The organism is Thalassotalea loyana (genome assembly GCF_030161435.1).
In the GTDB taxonomy this organism is placed as follows: domain Bacteria; phylum Pseudomonadota; class Gammaproteobacteria; order Enterobacterales; family Alteromonadaceae; genus Thalassotalea_G; species Thalassotalea_G loyana.
Window position 1 is genome coordinate 261384 of record NZ_BSSV01000007.1, and the last position, 17688, is coordinate 279071.

Consider the following 17688-nt stretch of genomic DNA (forward strand, 5'->3'; position numbering starts at 1 on the left):
CAAAAGCCGTTTCACTCTTGGCTTGAGTCATCTTAGTGAAACAAACATTAACCATAAAACATAATGAAAACAATGAAATATAATAAAGTAGCAGCGAGCCTATTATTTGCTTTGGGTACAGCATCAAACATGGCTTTAGCAGACGAGATGCCAGACGAAAACATTGAAACGATTGTCGTCACAGGACAAAAAATTGACCGTTCGTTAAAAGATACGCCCAATAGTGTTGCGGTGATGACATCAAGTGAACTTGAAAAGTTAAATGTTCAAAATATGGCGGATATTTACAACTATATTCCTAATGTATCAGGTGAGTTTAATCAAGGCTTCACCATCCGCGGTATTAATGCATTTAATGTATCCGGAGGTGGTAATAGCTTCTTAACCAGCATGTACTTGGACGGTGCTCCGCTACCATATCGTGTAGTACGTGGGGGGGCGCTGTCGGTTTGGGATCTTGCACAAGTAGAAGTTTTTCGCGGTCCTCAGTCTACGCTACAAGGCCGCAATGCACTTGCGGGTGCGATTATGTTGAGAACACAGGATCCAATGTATGAGTATGATGCTAAAGGCAAAATTACGTTGGGTGAAAACGGCCAACAGGAGTTTGCTGTAGCGGGTGGTGGCGCGATTGTTGAAGACATGTTGGCATTTCGTGTTGCTATTGAAGATAAAAGCTTTGATGGTGATATTCAAAATACTACGCGTGATAGCGGTGCAAATTATCAGGAAAGCCAAACGGTTAGAGGAAAACTCTTGTTTGAGCCAACGGATACGTTCGATGCGTTGCTAACCGTTACTAGTACTGATGCAGAATACGGTCCTGAATGGGTATTGTATAACTATGGGGAAGATCCATTTCAGCGCACGGTATGGAATAACACGCATATTTTTGAAAAAACCGAAACTGATCTAATCAATTTAGAGATGTCATGGGAAGTAAATGACACCTGGACGTTTGATTCGATTACCACATACAGTGACAGTGAGTATCGTTATAATTGGGATGGTGATATGACGCCTGAACAAATTGTTGAAGATAATCGTTATGTTCGAAATGACGAGACCATGAGTCAGGAGTTTCGCCTAATTTTTGAGTCGGATAGCCTGCAAGCGGTAACCGGTATTTATTTCTCAACCTTAGATGTAGACGATCAAGCTTACGGAGAACGATTTTTAACCTTTGCTGATCTTGGTTTACCTTCACTAGAGGTCTTATTAACAGCGCCACCACAATTTGGTGGTTTTGGCTTACCTGCGGAATATGCGGCACTCGTTGTTCCGTTATATCCAGACATCGATCCTGTTGTTCTGGGGTTGGATTCTAGCGTCGAACAAGCGGTAGAGACTTTTGCTATTTACACTGATCTAACATGGCAGCTAACCGAGCAATTGGACGTTTTAGCAGGTCTAAGATTTGATAAAGAAACACAAAAAAATAGTTCGTATGCTAATTACACTATTAATAACACCATGCCTAATCCTGCATCGGTTCCTGCACCTCTAGATCAAGTTGTCGCCGGTATTAACGGTACGTTAAATGGCATGGCTGCAGCCGCATCAGGTGTAGAGCCAGAGGCAGAAGCTGATTTTGACGCTTGGCTACCTAAATTAGGATTGAGTTATCATCTTAATGATGATGTTACGACGAGTTTCATTTACCAGCGAGGTTATCGCTCTGGTGGTGTCGGCACAAACATCGCGCAGCAACAAATTTACACCTACGATCCTGAATATACAGACAACTATGAGCTCTCTTTCCGATCAGTTTGGCAGAACGGGAAGGTAATGTTCAACACGAATATTTTCTATACCCAATGGACAGATCAACAAATTTCGATCCAGTTATCTTCAGCAAGTTTCGACAACGAAACGGTTAACGCTGGTGAATCAAATATCAAGGGCTTTGAGTCTGAACTGTTTTATTACCCGAGCGACCAGTTATCTATTGTGGCAGGTGTTGGTCTAGCAAAAACACAATTCGATAAGTTTGAGTATACGGTTCAATCCACGGGAGAAGTGAAAGATCTCGCTGGCCGATCGTTTGCCGACTCTCCTGAGTGGACAGCGAATATAGCTGCAAGCTATGACTTTGGAAATGGTTTTACTATAGGCGCTAATGCGAATTATAAAGGTGAAAGCTTTACTTATCTTGATCCTGAAACGTCGCTTGATTCAGCAAAACTCGCCATTGATAGCGATCCAAAGAATGACAGTCGAATTCTGATTAATGCAAACGCAGGGTATGAGTGGGATAACTATCAAGTTCGTATTGATGCGAGCAATTTACTTGATGAAGAGTATATCACGGGATATTTCTCAGAAGCGGATAGCTTAGGAAATGCCGATAGTTATGGACAACATAATATTGGACGTTCGCGTCATATTAGCGTGTCGTTTTTTGCGCAATTTTAGTAGGAAGTAACTGGTTAAGTATCAAGAGGGTGTGCCGTAGCCAAATGGCTATGGCACATATGATAGACAAGGATTAGATACCGGCAGCGCTTTTTACTTGGTTAAAATGCTCAAGAACTTCTTCTAACTCATCAGCCATTTGTTGACGTGTTTGTTTAGTATCTTGTTGTGTCTTACCAATAACCGCCATGGTCGCTGGGTGAACAAGTAAATCTTTCGCGTGATAGCATTTAGCCGATTTTACGGCAGGTAGCTTACCATCAGCGTGATAGTCCTTTTCAATATCCTCTAGTGACAATGATGTCATCTTGTTTGACGCGCCTAAGGCTGCTGTGAGGTAACCCTTGCAAATAGGGTGTTGCTCAATAAAAGCAGGAATTAATTGAGTAGAAAGTTGAGTTAACTCAATGCTTTGCTTGGTTAATTTATCGAGTGGTGCAGTTTTTACTGTTTTTGAGATGTTGGTTGCCAGCGTTTCATACTGGTCCCAATGATCTGTTTCATGTGCACTAGCTGAATAGCTCGCGCATGCAATAAGTGGAAGTAAAAGCAAAGCAGGTTTTTTCATTGTCTGTCCTTAAATAATTTATTTGCTCTCATTGTTACGACTATGAGTAGCGTTTGAGATTGATACTATAACGATTATTTCAACAAATAAAAACAATTATCATTTGTATTTGATGTGAAGAATTTAAAAAAACAGGAAGTGAGACTAATGACTGATACCACTCAAAATACTCGGGCGAGTGTTTTTACCTCAATTAAAAGCAGGAACATTGCTGGCGTGTTAATGGCCTTTATCACCTGTGTCATTTTAATTCCAGGAATGACAACCTATTTACCGTTTAGTGCTGCGGATCAAATTGCAGTACCTATTTTATTATTTCCATTTATTTGGACAGGGCTATGCCTTTATTGCTACATGGCAGACAAAGCATGGAAACCTTGGGCATTAATGTTAGCACTATGTTTTAGTCATGGTGCGTTGTCATATATAGCGCTAGCAGGTTAATTATGAAAAGTAAGTCGATTAAAAAACTTTATACACTGCATAGTTGGGTCGGTATTATTACCGGAATTTTATTGTTTGTTATTGCATTTACTGGTGCGGTATCAGTCTTTGGTAGACCAGAAATCAAGCTTTGGGCAAATCCAGAGATTCGTGCGCTTGCACCTGTCGATACAGTGAAAATAGAACGTTTAATTGAAGAGTATTCACATAAAGTTCCTGAGCATTACAAAGAAGAAATCTTAGTATTTTTGCCTGGCGTGCGTTCATCAACTCGATTATTCATCATGTTTGAGTCTCACCACGGTGATCCAGTTGATGAGAGTAAACTGGCCGAAGGAGAAAAGCCAAAACGAAACCCACCCGTTGCTACGATTTATGAGTTTGATCCGAATACTTATGAATACGTCTCTGAAAAAACAGGCTTAGTTGAAGAACTATTTGCCAACAGTCAATATGACATGGCTGAATTTATCGTAGGTTTTCATGCTGATTTGCATATGGGGCGACCAATAGGTTTGCTAACGACAGGCGTTTTAGGTCTAACAATGATGCTTTCGATCGTTACTGGGATATTTATCCATCGAAAGATTCTTGCGCAGTTCTTTACTTTTAGACCTCGAAAAAGTTACAGCTTAATGCTTAACGATAGTCACAAAGCTATCGGGGTTTGGGGGTTATTGTTTAACTCTGTTATTGCATTTACTGGTGCCTTTCTTGGCTTAGCTATCGTCGTATTAGTACCTGCGGCGGCATTTGTCAGTTTTGGTGGTGATCAAGATAAATTGATTGAGACTTTTACTGCTGTACCTGAGCCAATTATTCAAAATATTGCTCAACCAACGGCAGTATCAACAGCATTATCACATGCTTTAACAATTGACGAAGAAACTAAGGTAAACACCATTACGATTATGGGGTATGGAGATAAGTCAGCTGCAATGTATTTTGGTGTTACAGGAGGCGACGCTATGGCGGCACAAACGGCTGTATATAATGCGAGCGGTGAATTCCAACAAATCTACAGTAACTTCGCTCGTATTGAAGGGTATACCGGTGCCATATTAGACGTTATGTTTCCACTTCACTTTGGTAATTTTGGCGGTATATTTGTGAAAATTATCTGGGCTGTTCTAGGCCTAGGCACCGCATTACTGCCATTAACAGGTTTGATGTTATGGATGGAACGTGGTGTTAATGCAGCTAATCCAAAATATTCAATGCAAACTTATCAACGATTTAACCGACTCATTGTTGGTGGTTGTGGTGGTATCGTTGTGGCCACATTCTTACTATTCCCTGCCAATGCGTTTTTAAAATACATTATGGTGGTTGACAATGTTGGCTCTGCGATTTGGTGGCCATTCTTTGGTAGCTGGTTATTAACGATATTGTGGGCATTTGTGATGCCATGTGAGAAAAAAGTTGCAAAGCAAATCGCTTATTTAACTTCAGCTATTTTAATGTCGGTTTTCCCAATTGATATATTGATGACGGGAAGTGCTCTATTTACCCAATTAACTGAAGGGCAAATGATTGCATTAGGTATTGATTTAGGGTGTTTTGCAATGGGTTTTTACTTAATAAAAGTAGTGAAAAAGTTTGATAAGGTAAAGTCAGAAAAAACAGTTGAACCAAGCACTACGACAATTGTACAGGAGAGTGTATAAATGATTTTGCTATCAATTGTAATTTCGTTATTAGGTGTTTACTTAATGCAAGATCATGGTGAGTTAACAACTAATAAGATCAAGCAGTTCTCTGCAACAGTAGCATTTATTGTATGTGGAATCGTATTGAGTATTGAATACGGCACACTACGTGGGGTATTCATTTTACTTGGATTAGTTAGTTTGGTTGGTACCATGTTCACACTTTTAAGGTACAAATTTGCTAAGTAACTTCACTTAACATTACTTGTCAAAAAGCCCCGATAATTCGGGGCTTTTTATTAGCTAACATAAAATAATTGTAGTGGTATTTCAAAAAGCTATGCAGGGTAAAGCGGTACCTTCTAATTTGGCTATACTTTAATGACCTAATTAGACTGGAGGTACCATGAAAACAAAATTTTTAGCCTTAAGTGTAATGATTTGTTCATCTGTGATTGCTGGTGATGATGTCCATCAAACTCACGACAACCATAAACATGCTCATGTAAAAAACTGTGGTCATGCAGCGGAGTGGCATATTGATCATTTTGATTACAACCATGATGGGCATGATCATCATAGTCATTCAGGTCATATTCATGAAGCAACTATAGATGTACACGATAACCACAAACATGGTCACAGTTTAGAGTGTGGTCACAAGAGTCGAGTCGTGAACGGGAGAACTGAATATCTACATGATGGTCATTGGCACCACCAACATGGTACACACTTCCACGAGACACACGATTAATTAAGTTAGGTGATAGGCCAAAGTACTTACCATCTCTTCAATTTATTTTGGCTTGTACTTGTAATTTAATAGACGATCGGTCTATTATGTTTGTATGAATGATGTACAAAGTAAACCTCGTCGTGGACGACCACCTAAATCTGCCCAAAGTAGAGATACTAGAGCGGAGTTAATTCGCAGTGGGCTAGAGCACTTAACCGAAATAGGTTTTGCGTCGGCGGGTATTGAAAAAATACTGAAGAAAGTAGGGGTACCTAAGGGCTCCTTCTACTTTTATTTTTCGAACAAAGAAGCGTTTGGGCATGCGGTGCTTGATAACTATGCCGCATATTTTGCAAAGAAGCTTGATAGCTGTTTGCTCAATACAAGTTATTCCCCATTAGAGCGAATTCATCACTTTGTTGAAGACGCAAAGCAAGGCATGGCTAGACATGAATTTAAGCGAGGTTGTTTAGTCGGCAATCTAGGACAGGAAGTCGAAATGCTACCAGAGAGCTTTCGTAGTCGGTTAATAGAAATTTTTGAGTCATGGCAAAGTCGTGTGGCTGCTTGCTTAGAAGAAGCTAAGCGACAGGGTGAGTTGTCTCAAGCAGCCGACAGTGCCTTGTTAGCCGAATTTTTCTGGACAGGTTGGGAAGGCGCAGTAAGTAGAGCAAAGTTAGAGCGAAGCGTGAAACCACTGGATAATTACTATCACTTTTTTATTCAAGGTTTAGCCAAGTAAAATTTTTTAACTAATAATAGACGATCGGTCTATATTCGGAGAACATATGTTTAAAGGTTTATTAATCGAGAAAGATGAGCAAAATTACCATGCTAATGTGAAAGAGTTAGACGATAGTTTTCTCATGGATGGTGATACCACGGTTAAGGTGTCATACAGCACGATCAATTATAAAGATGCTTTGGCTATAACAGGTAAATCACCAGTGGTTAGAAAGTTTCCGATGATCCCTGGAATTGACTTAGTTGGAACAGTCGAGCACTGCGAATCAGGCAAGTTTAATCAAGGTGATGAAGTTGTTTTAAATGGCTTTGGTGTTGGTGAAGTACATTGCGGCGGTCTTGCTGAAAAGGCCAGACTTAATAGTGACTGGCTTATTGCCTTACCTCAATCGCTTTCAGGAAAACAAGCGATGGCAATTGGCACGGCAGGTTATACTGCGATGTTATGTGTGATCGCATTGGAAAAGCATGGTGTAACCCCTGATAGCGGTGAGATCTTAGTGACAGGTGCAAACGGTGGTGTTGGCAGCTATGCCATCGCTATCCTTGCAAAGTTAGGTTATACCGTGGTGGCGTCAACAGGTCGTGTATCCGAAAGTAGTTATTTGAAGTCTCTTGGTGCATCAGAAGTCATCGATCGGAGTGAGCTATGTGAGCCGGGAAGACCATTAGCAAAAGAGCGTTGGGCAGGAGTGATTGACTCAGTGGGAAGTCACACATTAGTCAATGCGTGTGCGAGCACCAGATATGGTGGGATTGTCGCTGCGTGTGGGTTAGCTCAAGGTATGGATTTGCCGGGAACGGTGGCGCCATTTATTTTGCGAGGAATAACCCTAGCCGGTATCGATAGTGTAATGCGACCATTAGCTGACAGAGAAGAAGCGTGGCAACGAATCGCTGATATTTTAGATGACGATATCTATCAAGGCGTAGCAAAAGAAATTGGTTTGAATGACGTTTGTGACATGGCTGAAGCGCTGATTAATGGCAAGGTCCAAGGCAGGGTGGTTGTTAAGATCGGCTAATGAACAAGTTAAACATGATGGCTGAGCATGCAATGTTCGGCCACCATGTTTAGTCAATAACACATTATTATTTGGCCATTTTAATCATCTTGGCTACGGTTTTTGGGTTTTGCTTGTGTCGTCGCAACGCCTGCACCAATAGCGACACCCACTCCAATGCCTAAAGCGATGCTTTCAAGTGCAGCACCAAGCGCTACACCAATCGCAAGACCAACACCGATACCCGTTGCTAAAGGTTGCTCAAGCTTACCGTGTTGCTTTGATTTACTTTGCTTCATAATTCCGGCTCCTTATTGTGCTGATGATTATTAGCAATCACTTTCATTAGCAAACATTATCGTTTACATCGTAACAGCGTTATAGGATTTGTCGACTACGCTTGGTGAAATATCATTGTTTCGATGGTAGCCAACAATGCGGCTAAAATTGAGTTTTTCATTTCTAATGAAGTCAATGAATTGCTTGCTATAACTCGGCAACATCTTGGCAATAGTATTATCTTGAGCTACTTCTAAGAAATCAGCCTGATAGATAATGCCACCTTGCTGAAAATAGGCGAAGCTTTGTCGTTTAGTTCGTGCATTTTCTAATACATAAAACTGTACATTGTTCTTTGTTTGCTTATGTTTTATTTCTTCAAATTTGAAATGTTCAATATCGTTAGCAAAGCGAGGAAAGGCTTTTATTGCGTTGATTGTATATCCATTTGCATAGATAGTTGCGCCAATTTCTACGAAAGGTAGTAGCCCCGCAATATGATCACTGTAAGGATGGGTAACAAAAATTCCTTTGATCTTTGGCTTAGAAAAGTCTTGGTTAATTTTTTCAATAAGCTGTTGTGACGATTTTTTACTACGTGGCACGCCAAAAACGGTAATCTCGTCGTTGATTACTTGCATTAATATGTTGTTGTTTGCTGATGAATCCGTTAGCAAATACAAATCTTGGGCGACTTTTGTTGATATGAGTGCTTTGCTTTTACTGGACTTTTCATGGTAATAACCACTTGGTATGCTCAACTTATCTTGGTCTATTTGGCTGATAACTTCAAACTTTTCGAGACGTGTAATAAAGCTAGGCTTTTTGTCGCCGTTATACTTTTTGATTAGCGAGTGGGCAAAAAAATAGCCGCCGTTATGTCTGTAATCATCATAAAGGTAGATACGCTTTCTGGTTTTATCATTAATTGAGATTAAACGCAGTGGCTTTTTCTTAAATACATACTCCATCGTTTTCTTTTGAGATGGGTTGTGTATCAGGGTTATCGTGCTGTCGCTGAGATTAACGGTGTATTCTATGGTCTCTTCAATGTTAGTTTCTGCTAGCAGCGGCTTTACAGCGAAAAAATCAAGATTCATCAACGTCAAGTTCTTGTACCGGTCAAAGCTATTCATTTTCTGCTTGATGACACGCTTACCTAAAGAAATGCCGTTGCGTTCATAACGCAAGCTTTCTTCGCGATTTTGAAAATGTACTTCGTCAAAATAAAGTCCTCCTGTGTAGTGGTGGACAACGTTTTGATAATACTGCTTGGTGGTTGTGTCTATTTCAGTCACTTTAAATGCTTGATAACGCGTTGGTGATTGATAATCCCATGATTGGTAGGGATCGCTTCGGCCAAGGTAGCTGTGCGTTAGTGAAAATGCATTAATGTTGGATGTTTTGGCATAGTGGGTTTTGAGTATATCGATAAACGACTTAGCGTCGTTCGCCCAAACGTTAGATGACATAGCTAGGTAACTGAATATCAACATAAATGATTTAATCGTACGTTTCAAAACTAATTCCTTTTCTTGTTCTTTTTAAAGTCAACTTTTTACTTACCACTTTAATACAAATATTTTTTCTTTACTTGTATAAGGGCTTATGTATTATGTTTCATAAGTGCTTATACATCAAGATTACAAATGAAAAGAACATTGGGAACCACGCTTAGACACCTTATTGAATTGCTAGATGGTGGTGTAGAACAGGTCTACGTTGATTTTGATTTGGACTACAAGCCAAGGTTTACGCCTATTATGCGTACATTGTCTAAAAATGGTACGGGTACCATAAGCGAGTTAGCAAAAGAGGCCGGTATTACTCAACCCGCAGCAACACAAACGGTACAAGCCATGCTTAAAAAGGGCTTAGTGGTTGTAAGCGTTTGTGAACGCGATAGCCGACAAAAGGTTGTGACTTTATCAGATAAAGGTAAAACGATGCTCAGCCAATTAGAGCAATGCTGGCGGGCAACCGCAATGGCGGCAGAATCGCTGGATAATGAATTACAAACACCGCTGAGCGCATTGGCTGAAGAAGCGATAGCAGCGCTAGAAAAGACACCTTTTAAAGCGCGAATAAAAAATGCGCATAACCAACTAAAATCGACAGGAAATACGATATGACGATAATGGATTACAAAAAAATCACTCGCGTAATAACACCGGTTTGTGCAGGGCTTATGTGTTCGTTTAGTTCACATGCAGTGTCTGATGCAGATGATATGCCCTCAATTGACTGTACTGACAAGAAAGTCCAACTTGAAGTGTTAGGTGCTTTGGCAAATCAGTTAACTGAGCAATATATTTTTTTGGATAAAGCAAAAGCGTTTACGAATTATGTTAGCGAGCTACCAGCAAAGAGTGAATTTTCTCAGGTTAAAGACTGCCAAGGCTTTACTCGTGTGATTAACGATACATTATTGTCAATTACTTCAGATAAACATCTTCATATTAATTTCAGCCCTTATGTGATTCCAGAAGATACACCTGAGTCAAAACAGGCCTTTGCAAAACGTGAGCAAGCTTTTATGCAATCGCTTAATTTTGGTTTCGAAAAGGTTGAGCGCTTACCTTTTAATATAGGTTATATCAATATGACGCTTTTTGCGCCGACAGAGCATGGTGCACATCAACTAGAATCCGCAATGAATTTGTTAGGTTATACCAATGCGCTAATTATTGATTTAAGAGAAAGCCGCGGTGGAGCGCCAGCGATGGTTGATTTATTGACGAGTTACTTTGTTGATGGTCGAACGAACACCAGCAATATTTACTACAGAAACCGAGATTATACCGAAGAGCGCTATACAACAACTGACGTTAATGGAAAGCATTACGGTCAAGAGCGCCCACTCTATATTTTAACCAGTAATGCGACTTTCTCTGCGGCGGAAGACTTAGCTTATACGCTAAAGCATTTGGGTAGAGCGACAATTATTGGTGAGGTGACTGGAGGAGGCGCGCACCCTGGTGAAGTGTTCAGGTTAACCGCTCATTTTGATGGTTTTATTCCAAATGGACGCTCTATTAATCCTGTGACAAATACTAATTGGGAAGGCGTGGGTGTTCAACCAGATATTGAAACTGAGGTTGATAAAGCGTTGAATGTGGCACAACAAAAGATATTGGCTAGTTTTAAGAATAAAGAACCTAACCTAGCGAGAGCTAACAGAATGCAAAAACGCATTGAGCGTTTAAAGGGCTAATTATATATTGCCATTATTAAAAAGCCCCTAAACAGGGGCTTTTTATTTATTAGAATACGCTTTATTTGTCTTTAAGCGCTTTTCGCTCTTTTTCATAATCTTCATAAGATTTCTGCGTGGAATTTACGCACTTTGCATGTTCCTCTGCATTTTGAGCGTCATTAATACATTGGCTCTTTTGGTAATCTTGGCCCATACCGTAAAGGGTTTTATTGCTGCAACCTGCTAAAGCCAACAATCCAATGACAACGCATACTGTTTTATACATATATCACTCCATAATTAACACTAAAGCTATGATGCCTGCTGGCGATTAAAGTTCAACTTCACTTTTATACGCGTGATATAAATCTGACTTTAACACTGATGCGTACAAGTTACATTGACAATAATTTGGAGCCCATATGTTCGGTATTTTTAAATCAAACCCACTCAAAAAGTTAGAGAAACAACACGCGTCAAAGCTTGAACAAGCAATGATGGCGCAACGTAATGGTGACATTAGGCTGTATTCTCAGTTAACCGTAGAAGCTGAAGATTTATATGCGAAAATCAAGCAGCTAGAGAACAAAGCTTAACGTTTAGTTGCGATATCAGTGGGCGACAACCTTATTTATACGCCTGTTTTAAATGATACTAAATAAGGTTGCGCTTTTTTGCCGTTGACGTCTCTAAAGCCACCCTTGTTTTTCGAATTAATACTGAATGCATAAACGGTGTTTGCTTTCAATTTAACTGGAATAACAAAGGTACGATCGTCCTTGAAATAAACGTCGTGGGTAATGTCGGGAAAGTTGCCATGTTCGACTTTTACCACTGACCACATTTTGTTGGTCATCATCTCTTTACTAAACTGAATGGTTATTTCTTTTGTTGACGGGGAAACTGTTGAGGTTCCTGCCATTGGTGAGCTTGCGACAACAACGGGCTTAATGTCTATTAAACTAACGGGTTTAGCAGAGGCAAATGTTGTCGTAACAGCCAATGATAATAGTACGATACTTTTAAGTTGTTTCATTTGGTTCATCCTTGATGTAATAGCAGTGCTAGTCAGTATATGTGGTGACTAAAGCGTGAACAAGTGCTCGTTTATTCGTTGTTGGTAGTGGGTCATTATAAGCAATTAGGTCATCCCTGCTTCTTGATGTAACGCTAGGCTACCTAGTACACAAAGCATAAACCCAGGAACCGCATGACACAGTAGCGCAGGGCATGATTTGACATGTCGGTAAGTTGGAATAAAAAAGTAAGGATCAACACGCTGCAACTTGTGATAAATGGGTAAAAATAGAGGCTTTAACCACGTATTAAAGTAGTAACCCAATACAGCAATTAATTGAACTTCCAGCAGCATTAGAAACATCTCTAACCCAATAGCGTCAATAAATACAGCAAGGGCCATTAGCTCGGGATTAATAACCAAAAAGCTAATACAGACTAACGTTAATATTTTCCAAAACCACTTTTTAAGCATATTGCATTCCTTATTTCATTTGCGGATGGGTGGAGTTCATTCACAACCACCAGCGTCTCCTATATCAGTAGAAAGAGAGCAAAGTGGAATATAGCCATCACAAAAAATTAAAATAGCAATTTTTGACTATGAAGCCAATCCATGACTTTAATAGAGCCTTGAGAGCAGCGAAGCTTATCTTGATAGCTGATGAAATCTATTTCTTCTATTTCTTCATCGGGGCACAGTTGCCCATCATAGTCAGCAAAATAGCAGGTTAATTTTACTATCGTGTTATCAGCCTTGCCATCCGCTGGTGCTTTAAAGGTCTCTACATACTTGATTGAACTTGGGACTAAATCGACAGAAATCTCTTCTTTTATCTCCCTGATTAATGCTTGTTCGTCGGATTCTCCCAACTCTCTTTTGCCGCCTGGAATGTAAAACAGGGACTTATTTTTTGAACGAGCACTTAGTAGTTTTCCATCTTGGATAAACAACCAAGCTAATTTATCTATTTCTTTTGTCATGACTACTCCAGAATATACGTGAGTTATAACTAGTACTTTAAATAGGGCACAGTAAACCCTGAGGTTTATACTGGTTTTGGTATTTGGTAAATATCGCGACTTAAACCATCGTTAAAGGCTTGTCGTCTAACTTTTTGCCCACCTAATTTTTCAACAAGGGCTCGGGCTGCTGTGTTTTCATCATTCATGTAAGTTTCAACAACGTCCCATTTAAAGATGTTGTAAGCGTGAGATAATGCGGCAATGGAAGCTTCCGTAGCTACACCTTGGCCCCGTCCTTCAGGCGATACCCACCACGTGAGTTCTTTTGGCCATTCATCGCCTTGCCAGAATCCACAGGTACCAATATAGCGATCGTCAGACTTTCGTTGGATTACCCATACGCCAAAACCGAGCAAATACCACGAGCCAAGGTCGGCTTTTAGCCTTGCCCATGCTTGTTCCTCGCTGATCGGGCCGCCATAGGCCTTTGAAGCATCAGCATTGGTATAAAAAGCTTTATAAGATTGAAAACAAGCGCTGCTTGGCGGCACTAATCGTAGCCTTTTGGTTTCAATTGTAGGTATCATATTGTTTTGATTGGTTTACGACCACATTGGTCTACGTGTTTTTGATGCAACCATGCTGAACGGTTTTGGAGGCTAAATGCGATTGACTCTACGCAGCCAGTTCTTTCTACTTGATTGCAATGTGCACTTGGATTTCATCCCCGTTGGGGTAATATTCGAAATCAGTTGTAAACAAACGTTCATGCTCACAAGTATCACTTGTAAAATACTCCCAGACTTGAGTCCATGCATTAATCGCGATTTGCGGCATGTCACCTTGATGACTAAATACAAGGTACTTTCCTGCAGGGATAACTATATTTTCAAGCGTTACATTAGGTGGAAATGTTTGACCATCAAAGCCCGCAAGTACAGTAAACATGCCGTTATGATCCGACTCATAGTCATAATAAAGGCCATACACACGTTCCCCATTTTTGTAGTCAACGGGTACACATGCATCAAATGATTGCCATAAGGCGGGGATTTTTCCATGTGGGCTCATTTCAGCTTCATTATTGGTTCTGGCAGAAATGCCGTGTATCGTTTTTTCAGAAACGATCTTTACTTCCATTATTATTTCCTTTGTTGACCGCTATACGGGCTGTGAAGACTTGCTATTCCTGTTTTATCGAATGCCAAAATAACGGTTTTGGAGATAACAGTTTTCTAGTCGATTAATCTTTTGATAACTCTGATACTTCAAATTCGAAGCCACCAACGAATCGTTGAATAAAATTGTAGAACAAACAACCAATTGCCACAGAAATATAACCAAAAATCAGATACATAAATGGTGCAACGAAAATGAAAAAGGTTGGGAATTCAACGGGGTTACCAAATTGATCATGTTGTGGGGCTGTAAAAGCGAACATGAACATCATAGGTAACAAGAAGGGGAGTGTGATCAATGCCATTAAAATACCAAAAACTTTGCCGTTTTGGTGTGGTGAAAGTTTTGTAATTTGTTTTTTCATTGTGATTCCTTTCTCAGTATTTTTTAGGTTAACCAATTGTTTGTTATTAGTCTACGGCTGAAAGCGTACGATTAATTTCTGAGCTGAACGCATCAAAATTCTTTTGAATAGCGTGTGTTATGCTCGTTACGTTGTCAAAGTCAGGTGAAGAGAGTAACACTACTTCAAAAATAGAATATGTCGGCATTTCATTGCTAGTTATCCATTTTGTTGAGGCTAATTTTTCCCAGTATTCTTTTTGAGCACTTTTCGTTTGACCTAATAACCATAATTCGAATTGAGCTTTCTGGTGGTTCAGCACAATAGCCAGTTTGAGTTTTTTCTTTTTTAAATAGTCGGTTTGGATATAAAAGTACGTAAAATCTATATAACCGTGCATTACGCTTCCAATCGTCAATTCACCCGTGTACTTTTTATGGAAATCGGCTCTCAAGTTCTGAACCACTTTGACGAGGCCTTGATGGGTCGATTGAAATAATCCGCTTGCAAACACGTCTTTATAGGCTTGAATTTGAGCGTTTAGATTCTTGTCAGACACTTTCTGATCCCATTGTGAATTAATATCATAACCTGTTTTATTGTATGGAACGATAACCTTGAAAGGCAACAAAATGACGTTAGCAATCGCTCCCGGAATCGGACGCAATCGAGGCTGCAATCACCCCCACAGTGGCATCGTCACAGGGCTTATTACTGGCTCTCGCAACGTTAAATTTCTGGTTTTCAATTCGATTTACCGCGCCACAAAAAGGGCAGGTAATTTCATTTGATTCAGCAGAAAACGGTAATTCATTTTGACATTTACTACATTGCTTAAATTCCATTGCAATCACTCCTTTTGGATATAAAACTAATAATTGACTGATTTTGAGTTAGTCATTTATTGGTTATTCAGACTTATTGGCTTGTATTATGTATTGATTCGTTATTTAGCGAGGAATGGTGAATTAGCCAGTACAAGCCTACAATCAATACGCCGCCCAACAATACAGTTAACATCCAAAAAAATGGACCAACAAATTTTAACGAGTTGGGATTGGAGGACTTTAGGTTTGTTGCGTCATTCATAACGGCTACGCCGAAGGCAATATGAATAAAGGCTGTAACTGTAGCCACAACAATTGACCAATACATTATGGTCTCGGTACTAAACATCATGATGTCATCCTTGATTATTTTTGTTGATGCAATAATTCCACTGCACAAAACATTAGTTATTAACTAAGCGACATTGTTTTTATCAAACTTCGCAACCTTATGCTAGTACTTGAAAAATTATTGTGAGCAATAATTTCGTTGCATTAAACAAGCGACTTTCGTGAGTAACTGAACATGAACACAATCAAGGTAGGCAATAAACAATACCAATGATGCGTATGATTAATATAAACGTAACGTTTCATTGAGCATGTTCGTTTTTGAACGACGAACGCCATTTATTGGGCGATGTATCATAACGTTTATTAAAGTGCTTTCTAAAGATCTGCTCTGAGCTGAACCCTGCGTTGTGTGCAACCTGTGAAATTGAAAGGTTGGTTGATTCCAGTAATTCTTGGCTGTATTTTAATCGTGCATTTATTAGCCAAGTTGTAAAGCTAATACCGTTTGTGGCTTTAAAGCTGCGACTAAAATTACGCACGCTCATCATACAATAGTCCGCGGCTGACGCTAAAGTGTAGGGAGCAGCTATGTTGTTTAATACGTTATCTAGAAGTTTGGCTATTCTTTCATCTTGCGGCCGGGAAAGAGTAGGGCTTTCAATATACTGATTTTGCCCACCACTTCGCTCAGGCGAAGAAACCATGACACGTGCAATTTTATTGGCCGTTTTTACGCCGTAATAATGTTTAACAATATGTAAACAACAGTCAATCGCTGCTGCACTGCCAGCTGATGTTGTCACATTATCGTCTTCAACAAACAACAAGTTTATGTCGCAATCTATTGCTGGAAACTTGGCTTGGAAATCATCACCATACTTCCAATGTGTTGTTGCCCGTTTGTGGTTAAGCAATCCCGCATAACCCAGTGCGTACGCACCCAAGCAAAGCCCAACAATACGTTTATTGTTGTCATGGGCAAATTTTAAAGCATCTAATAACGGCTTATTTGGCGTTTGGTTTGGGAGCCAACTAGGAATAATCACAATATCCGCGGATCGTATTGCTGAAATATCGCTTTCAATGTCTATAGAAATACCGCTTGCTGTGATGATTTTTCCTGTTGCTTCGCCGCATACTTTTATTTTAAAAAGAGCGTGTTCACTTGGCGCTGCATCTTTAAAAATAGCAATGGGAACAGATAAATGAAATAAGCTAATGCCTTCAAACGCGACTATCGCTACATTAATCATAGTGTTTGGCCGAATAGTATTGTTATATGCCATTATAGCCATATTCAGCGATAAATAACTGACTAAAATGTACCTTGCAATGATTAATTAGAGGTTGAATTTATGGAAGTGGTGTTGAGTTATCCGTTAGTTGAAGAGGTTTTAGCAAGCTACCGTGATGTGATAAAAACTGATTTTGATGGTTACAGAAACCATGTGACACGCATGCTTAATTTTTGTCATTTTTTAAAGCCAGACATGAGCGACGAGCAAAGTCAAAAGGTTCAAATTGCAGCTGCTTTTCATGATATTGCTTTATGGACCCATGACCGAGTGGATTATCTCATACCTTCCTATCAAGAATGTCATCAGTGGTTGGACAAACAAGGTTTATCAGATTGGAAAGATGAAGTGCAGGTTATCATTGATATGCATCATTTGATGTTTGAATACAAAGGTCCATATGAGGAGCTAGCTGAGATTTTCAGAAGGGCAGATTTAGTGGACTTCTCATTAGGCTTGGTGAGCAATGGTGTTGCAAGAGACTTTATAAAAGCAGTTAAAAAAGCAATGCCAAATGCTGGTTTTCACAAAACATTAATGCGCTTTACTTTTATCCAATTGGGGCGTAACCCATTGAAACCAGCACCAATGATGCGTATCAAAAATATTTATAAAGAGTAGAAGATGCTCGCACCGCAATTTAGATACAATAAATCTATTTTGTCCGTTTTTTTAAATGATTTAAATGTTTAGATATTGAGAAGTATTGGTGGACGCTTTTTTTGAGACAGG

General features: G+C 39.7%; 25 protein-coding genes. 11 read left to right on the plus strand and 14 right to left on the minus strand.

What is annotated here, in order from left to right:
* Nucleotides 1-72 precede the first annotated feature (72 nt).
* Complete coding sequence (locus QQK05_RS15610) at nt 73-2415, plus strand: TonB-dependent receptor (RefSeq protein WP_284300267.1); 2343 nt, start codon at nt 73-75, stop codon at nt 2413-2415.
* 73 nt (nt 2416-2488) lie between these two features.
* Here QQK05_RS15610 and QQK05_RS15615 read toward each other — a convergent pair whose 3' ends face one another.
* On the minus strand, nt 2489-2983 hold the full coding sequence (locus tag QQK05_RS15615) for a hypothetical protein (protein ID WP_284300269.1): 495 nt from the start codon (nt 2981-2983) through the stop codon (nt 2489-2491).
* Between the two features lie 147 nt (nt 2984-3130).
* Here QQK05_RS15615 and QQK05_RS15620 point away from each other — a divergent pair, with 147 nt between their 5' ends.
* The 6 genes from QQK05_RS15620 (at nt 3131) to acuI (ending at nt 7581) form a co-directional block, all read left to right on the plus strand.
* Nucleotides 3131-3427: a hypothetical protein gene (locus QQK05_RS15620; protein WP_284300270.1), complete on the plus strand. Its 297-nt coding sequence runs from the start codon at nt 3131-3133 to the stop codon at nt 3425-3427.
* 2 nt (nt 3428-3429) lie between these two features.
* Nucleotides 3430-5094: a PepSY-associated TM helix domain-containing protein gene (locus tag QQK05_RS15625; protein WP_284300272.1), complete on the plus strand. Its 1665-nt coding sequence runs from the start codon at nt 3430-3432 to the stop codon at nt 5092-5094.
* Nucleotides 5095-5325, plus strand: a complete 231-nt coding sequence (locus tag QQK05_RS15630; RefSeq protein ID WP_284300274.1) for a hypothetical protein — start codon at nt 5095-5097, stop codon at nt 5323-5325.
* A 157-nt stretch (nt 5326-5482) separates the two neighbouring features.
* Nucleotides 5483-5830 carry a hypothetical protein gene (locus tag QQK05_RS15635; protein WP_284300275.1) on the plus strand — a complete coding sequence of 116 codons (348 nt, stop codon included), beginning with the start codon at nt 5483-5485 and terminating at the stop codon, nt 5828-5830.
* A 94-nt stretch (nt 5831-5924) separates the two neighbouring features.
* On the plus strand, nt 5925-6554 hold the full coding sequence (acuR, locus tag QQK05_RS15640; RefSeq protein WP_284300277.1) for an acrylate utilization transcriptional regulator AcuR: 630 nt from the start codon (nt 5925-5927) through the stop codon (nt 6552-6554).
* 46 nt (nt 6555-6600) lie between these two features.
* Nucleotides 6601-7581 carry an acrylyl-CoA reductase (NADPH) gene (gene acuI / locus QQK05_RS15645; protein WP_284300279.1) on the plus strand — a complete coding sequence of 327 codons (981 nt, stop codon included), beginning with the start codon at nt 6601-6603 and terminating at the stop codon, nt 7579-7581.
* An 80-nt stretch (nt 7582-7661) separates the two neighbouring features.
* Here acuI and QQK05_RS15650 read toward each other — a convergent pair whose 3' ends face one another.
* Together QQK05_RS15650 and QQK05_RS15655 are read right to left on the minus strand one after the other, a co-directional pair.
* Nucleotides 7662-7859, minus strand: a complete 198-nt coding sequence (locus QQK05_RS15650; RefSeq protein WP_284300281.1) for a hypothetical protein — start codon at nt 7857-7859, stop codon at nt 7662-7664.
* Between the two features lie 63 nt (nt 7860-7922).
* Nucleotides 7923-9359, minus strand: a complete 1437-nt coding sequence (locus tag QQK05_RS15655) for an MBL fold metallo-hydrolase (protein ID WP_284300283.1) — start codon at nt 9357-9359, stop codon at nt 7923-7925.
* A 129-nt stretch (nt 9360-9488) separates the two neighbouring features.
* Between QQK05_RS15655 and QQK05_RS15660 the strand changes: the two genes are divergently transcribed.
* Nucleotides 9489-9971, plus strand: coding sequence for a MarR family winged helix-turn-helix transcriptional regulator (locus QQK05_RS15660; protein WP_284300285.1), 483 nt, complete (start codon nt 9489-9491; stop codon nt 9969-9971).
* Nucleotides 9968-11053 (plus strand): S41 family peptidase, encoded by a 1086-nt coding sequence (locus QQK05_RS15665; RefSeq protein ID WP_284300287.1) that lies wholly within the window; start codon nt 9968-9970, stop codon nt 11051-11053. Before QQK05_RS15660 ends, QQK05_RS15665 begins: the two co-directional genes overlap by 4 nt.
* A 61-nt stretch (nt 11054-11114) precedes the next feature.
* Here QQK05_RS15665 and QQK05_RS15670 read toward each other — a convergent pair whose 3' ends face one another.
* The gene (locus tag QQK05_RS15670) at nt 11115-11321 is read right to left on the minus strand and encodes a hypothetical protein (protein WP_284300290.1); all 207 of its coding nucleotides are present in this window, start codon (nt 11319-11321) and stop codon (nt 11115-11117) included.
* Between the two features lie 136 nt (nt 11322-11457).
* On the opposite strand from QQK05_RS15670, the gene QQK05_RS15675 reads away from it, so the two are divergent.
* Nucleotides 11458-11631 (plus strand): DUF6435 family protein, encoded by a 174-nt coding sequence (locus tag QQK05_RS15675; protein ID WP_284300292.1) that lies wholly within the window; start codon nt 11458-11460, stop codon nt 11629-11631.
* 35 nt (nt 11632-11666) lie between these two features.
* On the opposite strand, the gene QQK05_RS15680 is transcribed toward QQK05_RS15675, so the two are convergent.
* The 10 genes from QQK05_RS15680 to QQK05_RS15725 all read right to left on the minus strand — a co-directional run bounded on the left by QQK05_RS15680 (nt 11667) and on the right by QQK05_RS15725 (nt 16947).
* Nucleotides 11667-12071 carry an Ig-like domain-containing protein gene (locus QQK05_RS15680; protein ID WP_284300294.1) on the minus strand — a complete coding sequence of 135 codons (405 nt, stop codon included), beginning with the start codon at nt 12069-12071 and terminating at the stop codon, nt 11667-11669.
* A 105-nt stretch (nt 12072-12176) separates the two neighbouring features.
* On the minus strand, nt 12177-12527 hold the full coding sequence (locus QQK05_RS15685) for a hypothetical protein (RefSeq protein ID WP_284300296.1): 351 nt from the start codon (nt 12525-12527) through the stop codon (nt 12177-12179).
* A gap of 107 nt (nt 12528-12634) precedes the next feature.
* Nucleotides 12635-13036, minus strand: coding sequence for an NUDIX hydrolase (locus QQK05_RS15690; protein ID WP_284300298.1), 402 nt, complete (start codon nt 13034-13036; stop codon nt 12635-12637).
* Between the two features lie 65 nt (nt 13037-13101).
* The gene (locus QQK05_RS15695; protein ID WP_284300300.1) at nt 13102-13605 is read right to left on the minus strand and encodes a GNAT family N-acetyltransferase; all 504 of its coding nucleotides are present in this window, start codon (nt 13603-13605) and stop codon (nt 13102-13104) included.
* 106 nt (nt 13606-13711) lie between these two features.
* Complete coding sequence (locus QQK05_RS15700) at nt 13712-14158, minus strand: GyrI-like domain-containing protein (protein WP_284300302.1); 447 nt, start codon at nt 14156-14158, stop codon at nt 13712-13714.
* A 103-nt stretch (nt 14159-14261) separates the two neighbouring features.
* Entirely contained in the window at nt 14262-14561 is a 300-nt protein-coding gene (locus QQK05_RS15705) for a hypothetical protein (protein ID WP_284300304.1), read from the minus strand.
* Between the two features lie 46 nt (nt 14562-14607).
* Nucleotides 14608-15207: a DUF7000 family protein gene (locus QQK05_RS15710; protein WP_284300306.1), complete on the minus strand. Its 600-nt coding sequence runs from the start codon at nt 15205-15207 to the stop codon at nt 14608-14610.
* Complete coding sequence (locus QQK05_RS15715; protein ID WP_284300308.1) at nt 15179-15385, minus strand: hypothetical protein; 207 nt, start codon at nt 15383-15385, stop codon at nt 15179-15181. Before QQK05_RS15715 ends, QQK05_RS15710 begins: the two co-directional genes overlap by 29 nt.
* Before the next feature lie 73 nt (nt 15386-15458).
* A complete protein-coding gene (locus tag QQK05_RS15720; RefSeq protein ID WP_284300310.1) occupies nt 15459-15719 on the minus strand; it encodes a hypothetical protein in 261 nt (86 codons plus the stop codon).
* A gap of 241 nt (nt 15720-15960) precedes the next feature.
* Nucleotides 15961-16947 carry a GlxA family transcriptional regulator gene (locus tag QQK05_RS15725; protein WP_284300312.1) on the minus strand — a complete coding sequence of 329 codons (987 nt, stop codon included), beginning with the start codon at nt 16945-16947 and terminating at the stop codon, nt 15961-15963.
* A gap of 69 nt (nt 16948-17016) precedes the next feature.
* Here QQK05_RS15725 and QQK05_RS15730 point away from each other — a divergent pair, with 69 nt between their 5' ends.
* Complete coding sequence (locus tag QQK05_RS15730; RefSeq protein WP_284300314.1) at nt 17017-17577, plus strand: HD domain-containing protein; 561 nt, start codon at nt 17017-17019, stop codon at nt 17575-17577.
* The last annotated feature ends 111 nt before the right edge of the window (nt 17578-17688 follow it).

Coding starts and splice junctions, on each gene's coding strand:
- QQK05_RS15700 (WP_284300302.1), bottom strand. CDS start 14,158: ATGGAAGTAAAGATCGTTTCTGAAAAAACGATACACGGCATTTCTGCC.
- QQK05_RS15680 (WP_284300294.1), bottom strand. CDS start 12,071: ATGAAACAACTTAAAAGTATCGTACTATTATCATTGGCTGTTACGACA.
- QQK05_RS15620 (WP_284300270.1), top strand. CDS start 3,131: ATGACTGATACCACTCAAAATACTCGGGCGAGTGTTTTTACCTCAATT.
- QQK05_RS15625 (WP_284300272.1), top strand. CDS start 3,430: ATGAAAAGTAAGTCGATTAAAAAACTTTATACACTGCATAGTTGGGTC.
- QQK05_RS15690 (WP_284300298.1), bottom strand. CDS start 13,036: ATGACAAAAGAAATAGATAAATTAGCTTGGTTGTTTATCCAAGATGGA.
- QQK05_RS15650 (WP_284300281.1), bottom strand. CDS start 7,859: ATGAAGCAAAGTAAATCAAAGCAACACGGTAAGCTTGAGCAACCTTTA.
- QQK05_RS15715 (WP_284300308.1), bottom strand. CDS start 15,385: ATGGAATTTAAGCAATGTAGTAAATGTCAAAATGAATTACCGTTTTCT.
- QQK05_RS15685 (WP_284300296.1), bottom strand. CDS start 12,527: ATGCTTAAAAAGTGGTTTTGGAAAATATTAACGTTAGTCTGTATTAGC.
- QQK05_RS15665 (WP_284300287.1), top strand. CDS start 9,968: ATGACGATAATGGATTACAAAAAAATCACTCGCGTAATAACACCGGTT.
- QQK05_RS15675 (WP_284300292.1), top strand. CDS start 11,458: ATGTTCGGTATTTTTAAATCAAACCCACTCAAAAAGTTAGAGAAACAA.
- acuR (WP_284300277.1), top strand. CDS start 5,925: ATGAATGATGTACAAAGTAAACCTCGTCGTGGACGACCACCTAAATCT.
- QQK05_RS15615 (WP_284300269.1), bottom strand. CDS start 2,983: ATGAAAAAACCTGCTTTGCTTTTACTTCCACTTATTGCATGCGCGAGC.
- QQK05_RS15705 (WP_284300304.1), bottom strand. CDS start 14,561: ATGAAAAAACAAATTACAAAACTTTCACCACACCAAAACGGCAAAGTT.
- QQK05_RS15670 (WP_284300290.1), bottom strand. CDS start 11,321: ATGTATAAAACAGTATGCGTTGTCATTGGATTGTTGGCTTTAGCAGGT.
- QQK05_RS15720 (WP_284300310.1), bottom strand. CDS start 15,719: ATGATGTTTAGTACCGAGACCATAATGTATTGGTCAATTGTTGTGGCT.
- QQK05_RS15635 (WP_284300275.1), top strand. CDS start 5,483: ATGAAAACAAAATTTTTAGCCTTAAGTGTAATGATTTGTTCATCTGTG.
- QQK05_RS15610 (WP_284300267.1), top strand. CDS start 73: ATGAAATATAATAAAGTAGCAGCGAGCCTATTATTTGCTTTGGGTACA.
- QQK05_RS15730 (WP_284300314.1), top strand. CDS start 17,017: ATGGAAGTGGTGTTGAGTTATCCGTTAGTTGAAGAGGTTTTAGCAAGC.
- QQK05_RS15630 (WP_284300274.1), top strand. CDS start 5,095: ATGATTTTGCTATCAATTGTAATTTCGTTATTAGGTGTTTACTTAATG.
- QQK05_RS15695 (WP_284300300.1), bottom strand. CDS start 13,605: ATGATACCTACAATTGAAACCAAAAGGCTACGATTAGTGCCGCCAAGC.
- QQK05_RS15660 (WP_284300285.1), top strand. CDS start 9,489: ATGAAAAGAACATTGGGAACCACGCTTAGACACCTTATTGAATTGCTA.
- acuI (WP_284300279.1), top strand. CDS start 6,601: ATGTTTAAAGGTTTATTAATCGAGAAAGATGAGCAAAATTACCATGCT.
- QQK05_RS15725 (WP_284300312.1), bottom strand. CDS start 16,947: ATGGCATATAACAATACTATTCGGCCAAACACTATGATTAATGTAGCG.